Origin of the sequence: Spirosoma liriopis, from assembly GCF_023196085.1 — a bacterium.
GTDB classification, from domain to species: Bacteria; Bacteroidota; Bacteroidia; order Cytophagales; family Spirosomataceae; genus Spirosoma; species Spirosoma oryzicola.
Map to the genome: position 1 here is coordinate 1750781 of NZ_JALPRF010000001.1, position 12120 is coordinate 1762900.

The following is a 12120-nucleotide window of genomic DNA, read 5'->3' on the forward strand; positions in this document are numbered from 1 at the left end:
GTTACTCAGTTGTCGCGGCTGGTTCAGCGATTGGGCTGGTTGAAGTGTCCTTCACCGCAGTACGGCTTTCGAGTTCGTGGCGAAGCAGCGCAACTTCCTGCGACAGCGTTTTGATCTGGCTTTGCAACCGGGATACAACCACCGATAAGTGTACCAGAAACACCAGAACGGCGAATATGGCCGCCAGAAAAACAAGAGAAGGCGGATAAAATACGCCCAACGTAAGTGCAATCTGCTCCAGCCCACGACGCCAAACCGAAAAAACGATCAGAATAAGCGTACAGACAATCCAGAGTATGGCGTATTCTTCCCGTAGCTTTCCGCGCACGATCAGCCGACCGATGAACAGCATCACCAGAAAAGCCACCAGCAGGCTGATAACCTGTATCGTTATGGGCAACGTAGCCATCAGTCAGCGCGTTTATTTACTAAACGAAAATACATAAACAATATGCCAAGCGATACCTTGAGCATGTAATAAAACGCCCGGCTGGTATTGATCGATGAGACTCCTTCCTGCCGGTGCCGCATTCGAACCGGTACTTCTTTGATGCGTAACCCTTGCAATCCAAACTGAACAATGGATTCCGGCTCTGGGTATTCGTCGGGATAATAGTTGTTGGCAATCGCTATCGTTCGTTGGTTAAACGCCCGGAAGCCTGATGTACTATCGTGGATGGTTTTCCCGATCAACAACTGATTGAGCCAGCGAAAATATTTGATGCCTACCCGACGGCTGAAGGACGATTGAAACCCCTCCCGATTGATAAACCGTGATCCAATCGAAATATCGGCTTCCTGCTTAAGAATAGGTTCCAACACGGTTGGTAACTCATCGGCGGGATGCTGGCCGTCGCCATCCATCTGAACGGCAATGTCGTAACCATGCAGAAAGGCATACCGGTAGCCGCTGTGCATCGCCCCACCAATCCCTAAGTTAACCGGCAAATTCAAGTACAGACAAGGCAGCGTCCGAATTATGTCCATCGACTTATCCGTCGAGCAGTCGTTGACGACGAGCACGTCCAGCTGATACCCTTCTCGCTGGCGAACCGCTACCAGATCGCGCACGACACCGGCAATAGCACCCTGTTCGTTGAAACACGGTACGATTACCAGAATGTTGGGCTTTGCAGGCTGCATAAGCGGATCGTTACGGATTGGCCTGATAGATCGTCAGCGAACCAAGCGTCGCCACCGATTTCATGCAGCGCACTTCCACGGGTTGCGGCTGGTGATCGAATACCTGATACTTCACGTTGAGCTTCTTCATCCGGGGCGAACAGGGGTCCATTGCAATCACGTACCCATCTTCGTACTGGTTGACGATGATCACCGAATCTTTCCCATCGATGTAGCTTTGGTTCGTCACGTGGGCGTAGCGGTTGTAGGCCGAATCACGTTTCATCTGCGGGTCCAGCACGCTGAAAATATGCCTGCGGTCAGGAATGTATTTAACGCCCGTAATCTGTTTGGCTCCCGTGGCCGTAACCATGTACGAAATGAACTGACTGCCATTAACAAGCCAGCGAGCCTGCGGGTCCTGCACTACCAACTGCCGAACCGTCTTATAAAAGCTGTTGTCGGTAATGGGGCTAAGCCCTTTCGACAGTGGGTTTGCTTTTAGGTTCGGGAGCAGGAAAATTAATAATCCGGCGCAGAAAATAGCCGTTCGGTAGCGGAAAGGAATCGTAAACACCAGCAACGCGTTCATCAGCGAGAAAAACACGACCGGCATAAACGTCTGGTAAGGTTTGATCAGTCCGTCGGAATCATTCACGTTGACGTAAGCGGTGTAGGCCACAAAAGCAATAACGCCCGCAATCGCCAGCGCATTCGCCCATAGCGGAACCTGCTGATAAGCGTCGCGAATTGACCCCAGGTACAGAAACAGCAGCACGATACAGCCCACACCCATCGGAATCTGCGCCCGACGCGTCGGTACCATGCTCATCAGACTGGTTTTGGCCAGTCCGGCGGGAAAACCGATTTCAATCCATATCCACATCAGCACGACAAACAACGCAGCCGCAGCGAGCATCCAGTCGATCCGGCGATTCAGCACAAACAAGGCAATGGTCAACGGGATAATAACGGGTGCAAAATTTAGATAATGCGACAGTTCGCAGATGTTGAGCCAGCTTTTAGGAAACACCTGATCGGAGAAAAACCAGCTGTAGTACTCCGAATACCAGTTGGCGATAAAGCCTGTACCGCCGGTTTCGCTCCGCTGGCCAGGGTACACGGTGCTTGTTACCGCTTTCAACGTTTCCTGCACATCAGAAAAGAAACTCGACAGTACCAACGCAGCTAAACCAACGGCTCCCGCAAGCATGACCAGCTTCAGCCCGACCGCTTTAAGCGGAAAAATGGTCTGCCGATTGTTGATGATATAACCGACGAGCGCCATACCGAATAAGTACGCTAACGGGATCTGATACGGTGGGTACAAAATCAATGCATACACGCAGACGATCCAGATCAGTAACAGCGAAAAGAGCGCGATGCGGAGCGGTTTTCGTTCGTAGAAAAGATAAACGGCAACCACAAAAGCCGCACAGCAATAACCGATGATAGCAGACGGAATGAACGACCACCGAACCGTACCGGACGAGAACAACAACGTTAGCGCTCCAGTCAGCGATAGCCAGTACTGGTTTCGGGAAACGAGCAGGAAGAACAAGAAAGCGCTGATTACTAAGACAAAAGGACTACTATCGTACATCCAGGCGTAACCCCGTTCGGCATCCAGAAACGAAAAACCCCAGTAACCGATCTTGAAAATAGAAACCGGATGTTTGACGGGTACGGTCAATAACGGCGTCTTTAGGCCACCAATCGCTTCGTTTTCTTCGGGAAACCCATTGATCACGTTCGATATAATCCAAGGCGCTCCCACGGCGTAGTCGTCCATCCGAATCTGCTTGGGCGTACCGGCTACCAGACCCCGCGTCGGTGCTGAACCGTCCGGCAGAATGGTGTTCCAGATCGGTAGTGATACGTAATGCCATTTTAGCAAAACAAACAGCAAAAATAGACCGGCAAATGCCCCTAAGGTCCACTTCACGCGTTTATCGAACCAAATCAGCGCATCGCTGGGGGGAGTTGGTCTAGGTTTGGGAGGAATAGGCTCACTCGACGGCGTAACCGGGAGTTTAACACTGGGCGACTGGGGCGGGGTAGAAACAGTGGCAACAGGCCGAACAGCGCCGGCAATTGGTTTCTTTCCTTTTTTAGCCATTACTAGTAAGTACCGGATTGGGTTAGCGGTAAACAAATTTAGGGTTTTAGCCGATATGCAGCTATAGCTCTAATCGTTATTTTGCGGTCTAAAGACGTACTCACCTTTCTACAAAGCCCGTGCCAATGAAGGCAATACTAAAGCGATTCCTGCCTATTTTGTTAGCACTTGCTTTATTAGTGTATACTTTACGAGGACTTCCCTTAGCTGATCTTACCAGCCAGCTAAAGCAGGCATTGCCCGAATGGATCATCGGAGCGGCTCTTATTGTAACCACGCAGACGCTACTACGAGCTATCCGCTGGAAAATGATGCTGAACAGCCTAGGCTTTCGGCCAACGCTCGGACGGGCGCTACTAGCGACTATGGCGGGTAATGTCGCGGGGCTTATCATTCCGGGTACGGGCGAGCTTATTCGGTGTACGCTCCTGTACCGGTCGGATGGTGTTCCGATTCCGCAAAGCGTCGGTACGGCAGTTGGCGAACGAATCGCCGACTTAATGGCGGTTGCTGTTATTTTATTGGTAACGTTGTTGGTGCAGACCAATCGGCTAGTTAGCTACGTCAGTCAGTACACATCTCTTAACGAACGTTACCAGCAGCTTTCGGGGCTACAACTCGTTTTGCTTATTGCCGGAGTTGTTCTGGCTGGATTACTTGGTTTGTGGCTTATCCGCTTATTCTGGTTAGCTCTTCCCGAACGGTACAAGTTTCGGGATAAGCTGGCAGGATTGCAGAAAGGAGTCAGCAGCGTTTTCAATATACCGAATTTACCGGTTTTCCTGCTCGTTAACATACTCATTCACGGTTTATCATTGGTAGCCATTTATGTTTTGTTCCTTGCGCTGCCCATCACGGAAAACTTACCTTTTTCGGCAGCCTTGACCATCGTAGCTGTTACATCACTGGGTAGCATCACTATTCCTACGCAGGCGAATATTGGCTCGTATCATTTCCTGGCGAGCCGCACCCTGTTGATGTATGCTATCAGCCTGAACAACGGTGTTATCTGGGCTACGTTCTCGCACGCGGTTTTTACACTGACCAGCTTAGGGCTAAGCTTGATTGGCATCTTACCGGCTTTGAAGTACCTGAACAAGCGTCAAGACGATAACCAGACGGTTCAATCTAAATGAAACATCCGTTCCAGCGACTGCACGACCGGCGAGTTATCCGAATTGGTATCCATCAGGTCAGCCATGTATTGCCACCAGCGCTGCATAACAGGTAATTCGTGGAGCAATTCGGCGGAGTGGCCATCCACGAGCTTCTGCACGGCAAACAACGTGTTCGTGGTACGATCCAGATAGATCGAATAATCACGTACTCCGGCTTCGGTCAAAGCCATCGACAGCTCCGGCCAGATCTCGTCGTGACGCCGTTTATATTCCGCTTCAACGCCGGGTTTTAACTTCATGGTGAAGGCAACTTCTTCCATATCGGTTTGGTATTGTGGTTTAGCTGAACAAAGTAATCCAGGTCGAATCTTTACGCATTCGATGCATTCTGTACCTACAAAAAAAGCTGGCCCAGATTATGCTCAGGCCAGCCTTATTTAGAGATTATGATGGCCCATTAATTTTTGCCGCCTGATATTTTTCCCGGTTTGGGAGCTACGCCCGGCTGACTAATTTCGAAGTTCTCTTTCGCTTTGGCATCGGCAACCATCTTGCGTACATCGGCCAGCAATTTCTTGGCATCGTACACCACACCGTCTTTTACCGTGTACGTTACACCGCCAACCCGTTCTACTTCGTTTTTATCGTTTAGATGGATGGCCCCCGTTCCGTAAAGCACTTTCAGGTTAGCCAGCGGATTTTGATCGACAATCACAAAATCCGCTAGTTTACCTACTTCGACCGAACCGATCTGATCGACCATGCCCAAGGCTTCGGCACCTTTCAGCGTAGCCGCCCGGATCACTTCGAGGGGGTGAAAACCAGCTTCGCGCAGGAGTTCTAACTCACGGATGTACGCAAAACCGTACAGTTGATAAATGAAGCCGGAATCAGATCCCGCCGTAACACGCCCACCCCGGTTTTTGTACTCGTTGATAAATTCCATCCAGAGCTGGTAATTTTTCTTCCAGGCTACTTCTTGCTCAGTTCCCCACGAATGCCAGTAGGACCCATGCGAAATCCGGCTGGGGCCGTAGAAACGCCACAGACTCGGCATGGTGTAGTCATCGTGCCACTCAGCGCGTCGGGCCAGCATCAGCTCGCGGTTGGCTTCATAGATATTAAACGTTGGATCAAGGGTAAAATCGAGGGCAATCAGTTCGTCCATCACTTTGTTCCAACGTTCGCTACCGGGTTTGGCAGCCTGTTGCCAAAGATTTCCGGCCTCTTCGAAGCGGTTCTGTTCGTTGCTGTAGTTGTACGTTGCCGGATAGTTTTGGACGGTCTTGTTGTCGAACAAGGATTCGGGCAGGCCATACCAGTGTTCGAGGGAGGTGAGACCAGCTTTAGCGGTAGCCAGCGCATTCATGCGGGCCACTTCCAATTGTGCGTGATGGCAAGCCGAGCGCAGACCTAATTTTTTATTTTCTTCTAGGGCCGCCCGGAAAATATTTGGTTCTGCGCCGAAAAACTTGATTCCATCGGCCCCGCGTTTGGCGTTCTGCTGTACCCAGGCGCGTGCCTGTTCGGGCGTACTGATCGGCTCTTTTGCGCCTTGCCCAAAAACAGTATAGGCTTTTATTCGGGGCGCTGTAATCTCGTTGCGTTCGCTTTTGGCGCGGTGTTCGAGTACCCAGTCGAGCCCATTCCCGCACGACGGGTCGCGGATGGTAGTGATGCCATGACCAAGCCACAGCTTGAATACATACTCCGCATTGGCACCCTGTGCCTGTCCACCAATATGTCCGTGCATATCCACGAAACCCGGCATCAGGTACATTCCTTCGCAGTTTAGTTCTTTGTCGCCGGGGTTGGCTTTCGGGCGGCTTTTTGCGTCAATCGGAACGCCCGGATAGCCGACTTGCCGGATCTGGGTAATCCGGTTTTTTTCGACCACAATGTCCATCGGGCCAACGGGCGGTGCACCCGTACTATTAATCAGCGTAACACCTCGAATGATGAGTTTGCCAAACGGGCCTTCGCCTTCCTGACGGGCCGGGGCTTTCTCAACCTGGGCGAATAACGACCGAAAAATGAAACAGGAGCAGCAAACAATTAACAGGAGTCGCGAGTAAGGTTGTATCATGATTGGGTAATTGTTTGGGTAAAGAGTTGTAAGATAAGCGAAACTGCCAGACTTTTGCCCGGCCGAATCCTCAAGCGCCTTATGTTCGTTCAGAAAAACTTTTTGCTTATCGTACTTGCCCTCGCGGTTGTTTTCGCCTTTGCCATGAGAGCAACTATCTTTCAGCAGTCGGCCAGTAGTACAACAGTACCAGCGAATGACACACCAAACGGATTCGACAACTATTGGTCTACGGGCAAGGCAGAAGTAAACAGCTACCGGCTCGAACAGGCGCAAAACGGGGCCTTGAATCCGGGCGAAGCGGTATTGCTTTTCGAAATCGAGGCTTTTAGAACGGATAAACAGGTAAAGGCTCAGACGCCCGATGGTCAGGAAAAAGCCATTCCTGTGCTAAAGACAACGCTATCGAAGAAGTTTGTCACGGGTCTGACGGAGCATTCGCTTCTCACGTCCGTTTTCACGCCCATCAACAATCCTTTATTTCCCAATACGTTGAAAATTAGCGCATCCGAACAGGGTTGGAGCGGCCATAGCTACACGCAAATCAACTATCGCAACAATGGATATGTGGTGATAGGGAGGTCCTATGAAGAGTCAGAAGCGGATGAAGAGTATAGCTTTGGCAAAGGTATGCTAGAGGACGAACTTTGGAATCGCATTCGAATCAATCCGGACAAGCTACCCAAGGGCCAGATTCAACTCGTACCGGGAACGACTGCCGCCCGATTGCGCCACAAACACCTTGCTCCCCTAACCGCCAACGTTAAGGTAGCGAATTACGAAGGTGTTTTATACCCCGGCAAGTTTCTTAACTCCTATACCATCGAATATCCGACCGACCATCGAACGCTGGTTATTATTTTTGAGAGTCGGTTTCCGCACAAAATTGTCGGTTGGGAAGAAACCTACAAGAGCAAAGACAACCTTCTGACCTCCAGAGCCGTTTTAAAGAAAACTATTTTGACTGATTACTGGCATCATAACGCCCCCGCTGACAGCACCTTACGGGAAGCGTTTGTATCGAGCCGGTAAGTTTTTGCGTTACTGCACTATGAAACGTACGTTCATCATCAGCCGGGTCCTGCTCGGCTTTTTCTTAGTTACCCTGCTGGCCTGCTCCGGCGATGGCGATAAACCCAAAGTGAATACGGAAGGGCCAACGTATACGCTGATCTTTCTGGATAAAACCCGCAGTGTCAACATCAATAAAGCGTTTGTAGCCCAGAAATATCAACAGGCAATTACGGATCTTATCGAACAGAATATCCGGCAAAAAGGCGACCGGCTTGAGGTATATTTTATCCACGAAAACACCTCCAAGGCGCGGGCGCTTAACCTGACCGTCCGGTCGGAGCTGGAAGATGTCTCAGCAGCAAGCGCCACGGACCGCGAAGCCGCCGAAACGGAATTCTCCTTATCACTCAGCCGCGAGAAAGCGCAGATCCGTCAGCGGGTTCTTCAACAACTGGTAGCCCAGAACTCCGGCTCGTCGAATCAGGAAACCGATATCTGGGCGAGTCTGCCGGTAATCGCCAAGGCTAACGAAACCGGAGCTACCGTAAAAGTTTATTACCTAAGCGATATGATCGAAAGCGTCAAAGGCGCAGGTCGTCGGGATTTTCAGGTAAAACCGCCCAAGGACAACGCACAAGCCGATGAATGGGCCAAAGCCGATGCCGAGCAGTTGAAGCGATATACCCTTGGTAGCCCCGATATTACCATGATCCTGCCTTTCGAGCCGAGCGCATCTGTCAAAGAAAACAACCCCGCCGTGACCCAGTACTGGCAGACATTGTTCTCGGAATTGGGCGTTGGAACAGTGAATGAGGAATAATCCTAGGTGGCCGGAACCTCCGCTGGAATCTCAAACTCGTAGCCTTTGTCGAAACCCGAAAAGTCTTTGCGGAGACAGTACGAGGTTAGGTGCAGGCCGTTGTCTTCGCGTCGAACGGACAGGTAGTGAAAGAGGGGCTTGTAAGGCGTTGCCAGATCGGGCAGTCGGCTCGGCGACATATTCAATGGCTGACGCAGGCCACCACCACCGCCAATAACCAGAAACTCCTTGCCTTCGAACTGGTAACGCTCGAACGCGTGCGAATGACCGGTGATAAACAGCCGCGCTTTCTGCGACTGAATATAACTTGGCACAAACCGCTGTTGAACCAGCTTCGACGAACCGACCAGCTTGCTGTTTGAATAAGGTGCGTGGTGACAGGTAACGATGACGACTTTTATGGTTGGGTCGGCATCCAGTTCCTGTAGCGTTTGTTCATACCACGTTTGTTGCTTTATCAGATCGGAGACCGAGAGCGTACTAAAATTCGAATTCAGCATGACCACGGCGATGCTGTCCGTTGTTTTCACGTAGCCAGTCGGGATATGCTCAGGAAAACGCATTTGGAAATTTCGGGCACCTTTCCGGGGTCGGCCCATCACATCGTGGTTACCCATGATTGCGTACACAGCCGTACCAACTTCCGTGCATTTCGCCAGAAACTGATCAATAATCCGCCATTTATTGTTTCTGTAACCCAGCGATACAATATCCCCGAGCCAGTACAACACAGCAGGTTTCAGCCGTATGATTTCAGCAAAGATGGTCGTCGTCGCTTTGGTGTTCTGGTGCGTCCGCAATACCAGCCGCTCTACCCACATGGGTGCCTGCGTATCACTTAAAAACAGAATTTCTTTTTTCGGATCGTCTTGATTCATAACATGCATCAGGATTCAGGATACTATTTCAGCATCACGGAGAATAAATCAACTAACCTACCAGGAATGGGCACGCCAGACGAGTTGCAGCTCCGCTGTGAACGCAGCGTTTTTAACCGCTACCGCGTCGAACCACTTTAGTTCGCCCGCTACTCTAAAACGTCGGCCAATTGGATACGTGTATGACGTAGCAGCCATCCAGCCGGTACTGATCGTGTTCGATTCTACCGTTCCGGCGTAATCGAGTCGCGAGTGATTTACGTAAACACCCGTTCCCACCGTCACTGCCATACGACGCACCAGATTGCGCTCGATACCTTTGATCCACGCCAGCGGCATCGAAAAAACCAGCAACACAGGCACTGCTGATACGTAAACACGCGCTCGTTCGCCATCGACCCGGCCCCGGTAACTGTACATGCTTGTCCAACCCGTTTCCAAACCTACCCGCAATCGATGATCGGGATACCACATGACCCGTAGGGAAGCCGGAACCCCAAATCGGCTGATACGGGCTTGTTCCAGCCCCACTGGCATACCCAGGTGCGTTGCGTAATAAGAAAGACCTCCACCAGCCGTTACGACAAGCGCGTAATCCCAGCGTCGGGTTCGGATCGAGTCGGCCAAACGGGGTCGAAACCGCGTTGAGTCTGATGATAAGCGCCAGGAGCGCCGGGTCCGCGTTGAATCCGTCGACCGACGTTGTCCTTGCGCCCGAGCGCCATCGGTCAGCAACAGCAGACAAGCGACCCATCCTACTATGTGTAAACGAATGTTCATGCCCTTACTGATCTATGTAGTGATAATAAGCTACCACCGTCGGGTAGTTTGAGAGGATGCCGTCGAACGTGTTTTCAGCGATGAACTCCCGAATAAACTCCGGTTCGTCGAGTGTCCACACGAATACCGTTCGCCCTTCTGCCTGCATTGCTTTTACTTCGTCGGTCTGCGGTCCTAGTGTCCAACGGGGCGCCCAGATTCGAGCGTCCAGACTACGCGTAATGGACGTGTCCAATTCGCAGAGAATCGGTGTGTTGTCTTTATTGCTCAGTGCCTGATACGACGCGACGGCATCTGTACTGGGCAGACCAATAATGATCCGCAGATTCCGCCGAGCCAGGGTGGCCTTTTGCTGGAATTTCTGTTGGATGGCCTGCACTTTGTCCATTGGGCCGATGTATTTCGTGTCAAGCCAGACAAAGTTCAGCGCGGTGTTGTTCACTACCGTTTCCATAGCTTCTTCCAGCGTCGGAATTTTCTCGCCGTTAATTAGCCGAACCAAGGAAGTCAATTGCTGATAGGTATAGTTTTCGATGGGACCTGCCAGCCCGTTTTTTTGGATTAGCCGGAGGTTGAGCGTGTTGTCATGGTAAAGAATGGGTACACCATCTTTCGTGTAACGAACATCGATTTCGATACCCGTAGCGCCCAAACGCGATGCCAGCTTAATAATCTCCACCGAATTTTCGGAAGCGGGCAGCAGGTCGGAGGTACGTCCACCGCTCCGATGCGCCATAATCGAAAAGGGTCTTGGATTGATTGGTCTACGATACTTAAAGCGTATCGTTTGAGTTGGCTCTCCTGTCTTACCACCGTAGGCACCATTTACGACCAGTGTATCGCCTTCAAGCAGGTTACCCGTAAACGGCTTCAACTGACCGTTGTGCTGAGTTTGAACAGCTAGTCGAGCCAGCCCAGTCTCTGTATTGGTCAATTTACGCCAGTACCCCGACATGGCCAGGCTATCGGCTTTTGGATCGATTTCCAGGTTGAAATAGCCCGCGTCCACGCCTGTGAAAATAGATAAATAGTGCGTTGTATCGCTACCTTCATGGGTGTACGTCCACTTCAACACAACCTGATCACCGAATTGGCCGGCTCCTTCCGTAACGCTGTAAACGCCTTCCATCGCCTGTCTGACCGCTGGCGTAAACCGCCCCTGTCCCGGCTGATTAGCAAAATTGTAGGGTACGGGCGCTTCGTAATCTTTCCGGCATCCGAACAGGAGCAACGGCAACAGGCCCGCTAGTATATAAATAAACCGTCTCACAGGATAAAGCCGAAAATAAGTTGTGGGTATAGTAGGTTCCGGTCAAACGTGTCGTAAAGTGACCAGAGTTGCCAGTTGAAATTGGAGTATGCCGCCCGAAAGCCAACCGATACGTGCTGGTTGTTGTAAAAAGGCTGTTCGAGCATCACCGTGAAGGCAACGCCGTTGATCTGCCGTCGATCATAAACAACGGCCAGCGTGCCGACTTTTGATCGGTAATACAGATCCATGATGGCTTCTGACCGGAGTGTAACCTCCAGATCGCGCGTCAGGCGGTAACCCACCGATAAGCTGGGCAGACTCTGCGCGCCATAAGCCTGACTGTTAAAAACGTCTTTGATTTTTAACGCTCCGAACCAACCGCTCAGGTCGTAACCGACGGACATGTGCAGGCGATCCGTCAATGGCGTGGCCCAGCGTAACCCTACGCTAACATTGCTTTGCACAATCTGCGTTTGTATCCGGGTAGTCAGGTACAGATGCTTGGTCAACCCGCGCTGAACGTTGAAGTCGATGGCAGGAACGCTTACCCGTACCTCTTCCGTCAGTTCGGGTGGCGTTGTCGTAAAAACAGCACCGATGGATTTACGCCATTTGCCGGGAGTAGGAGCCTGAGGAAAATAAATTTCTGGCTGATCAGGCCATTCTGTGGCCGGTACTTGTGCAAAAGCAGCCGTTGCTGGTAAAACCAACAGCATTCCAAGCCAGCAGTATCTAGTAAATATAGTTCGAATGGGACCCACTTAGTTACGTGATAAAATGAACGCACTAACGGGTTTAAACTACGCAGGTCGCTATTATGTTATTGATCCGCGAGTGAGTCGGCTAGCTGATAAGACCGCTACCCGCTCAGGTTCAACGAAAAGGAGGTGTCGGTTTTGAGAAACCGACACCTCCCGAGTGACCCCATCGA

General features: G+C 51.2%; 12 protein-coding genes. 3 read left to right on the top strand and 9 right to left on the bottom strand.

The window, feature by feature from the left end:
• Position 1: 1 nt before the first annotated feature.
• The 3 genes from M0L20_RS07240 to M0L20_RS07250 are packed head-to-tail and all read right to left on the bottom strand — an operon-like array spanning position 2 to position 3241.
• Positions 2 to 409 (bottom strand): DUF2304 domain-containing protein, encoded by a 408-nt coding sequence (locus M0L20_RS07240; RefSeq protein WP_248476291.1) that lies wholly within the window; start codon positions 407 to 409, stop codon positions 2 to 4.
• Positions 409 to 1143: a glycosyltransferase family 2 protein gene (locus tag M0L20_RS07245; protein WP_248476292.1), complete on the bottom strand. Its 735-nt coding sequence runs from the start codon at positions 1141 to 1143 to the stop codon at positions 409 to 411. The genes M0L20_RS07240 and M0L20_RS07245 overlap by 1 nt, the downstream gene beginning before the upstream one ends.
• Before the next feature lie 10 nt (positions 1144 to 1153).
• On the bottom strand, positions 1154 to 3241 hold the full coding sequence (locus M0L20_RS07250; protein WP_248476293.1) for a DUF7657 domain-containing protein: 2088 nt from the start codon (positions 3239 to 3241) through the stop codon (positions 1154 to 1156).
• 125 nt (positions 3242 to 3366) lie between these two features.
• Here M0L20_RS07250 and M0L20_RS07255 point away from each other — a divergent pair, with 125 nt between their 5' ends.
• On the top strand, positions 3367 to 4377 hold the full coding sequence (locus tag M0L20_RS07255; protein WP_248476294.1) for a lysylphosphatidylglycerol synthase transmembrane domain-containing protein: 1011 nt from the start codon (positions 3367 to 3369) through the stop codon (positions 4375 to 4377).
• On the opposite strand, the gene rhaM is transcribed toward M0L20_RS07255, so the two are convergent.
• Both rhaM and M0L20_RS07265 read right to left on the bottom strand, forming a co-directional pair.
• Positions 4365 to 4679: an L-rhamnose mutarotase gene (gene rhaM / locus M0L20_RS07260; protein ID WP_248476295.1), complete on the bottom strand. Its 315-nt coding sequence runs from the start codon at positions 4677 to 4679 to the stop codon at positions 4365 to 4367. The two genes, M0L20_RS07255 and rhaM, sit on opposite strands and share 13 nt — an antisense overlap.
• Before the next feature lie 137 nt (positions 4680 to 4816).
• Entirely contained in the window at positions 4817 to 6445 is a 1629-nt protein-coding gene (locus M0L20_RS07265) for an amidohydrolase family protein (protein WP_248476296.1), read from the bottom strand.
• Between the two features lie 144 nt (positions 6446 to 6589).
• Here M0L20_RS07265 and M0L20_RS07270 point away from each other — a divergent pair, with 144 nt between their 5' ends.
• Together M0L20_RS07270 and M0L20_RS07275 are read left to right on the top strand one after the other, a co-directional pair.
• Positions 6590 to 7477 carry a hypothetical protein gene (locus M0L20_RS07270; protein ID WP_354004163.1) on the top strand — a complete coding sequence of 296 codons (888 nt, stop codon included), beginning with the start codon at positions 6590 to 6592 and terminating at the stop codon, positions 7475 to 7477.
• A 19-nt stretch (positions 7478 to 7496) separates the two neighbouring features.
• Complete coding sequence (locus tag M0L20_RS07275) at positions 7497 to 8279, top strand: hypothetical protein (RefSeq protein WP_248476298.1); 783 nt, start codon at positions 7497 to 7499, stop codon at positions 8277 to 8279.
• Between the two features lie 2 nt (positions 8280 to 8281).
• On the opposite strand, the gene M0L20_RS07280 is transcribed toward M0L20_RS07275, so the two are convergent.
• Genes M0L20_RS07280 through M0L20_RS07295 form a run of 4 tightly spaced genes read right to left on the bottom strand, consistent with a single transcriptional unit; the run spans position 8282 to position 11905 of the window.
• Entirely contained in the window at positions 8282 to 9157 is an 876-nt protein-coding gene (locus M0L20_RS07280) for a metallophosphoesterase family protein (RefSeq protein ID WP_248476299.1), read from the bottom strand.
• A 57-nt stretch (positions 9158 to 9214) separates the two neighbouring features.
• Complete coding sequence (locus M0L20_RS07285; RefSeq protein ID WP_232560195.1) at positions 9215 to 9937, bottom strand: hypothetical protein; 723 nt, start codon at positions 9935 to 9937, stop codon at positions 9215 to 9217.
• Between the two features lie 4 nt (positions 9938 to 9941).
• Positions 9942 to 11207 carry a glycerophosphodiester phosphodiesterase gene (locus M0L20_RS07290; protein WP_232560196.1) on the bottom strand — a complete coding sequence of 422 codons (1266 nt, stop codon included), beginning with the start codon at positions 11205 to 11207 and terminating at the stop codon, positions 9942 to 9944.
• Positions 11204 to 11905, bottom strand: a complete 702-nt coding sequence (locus M0L20_RS07295; RefSeq protein WP_232560197.1) for a hypothetical protein — start codon at positions 11903 to 11905, stop codon at positions 11204 to 11206. The genes M0L20_RS07290 and M0L20_RS07295 overlap by 4 nt, the downstream gene beginning before the upstream one ends.
• Positions 11906 to 12120 lie beyond the last annotated feature (215 nt).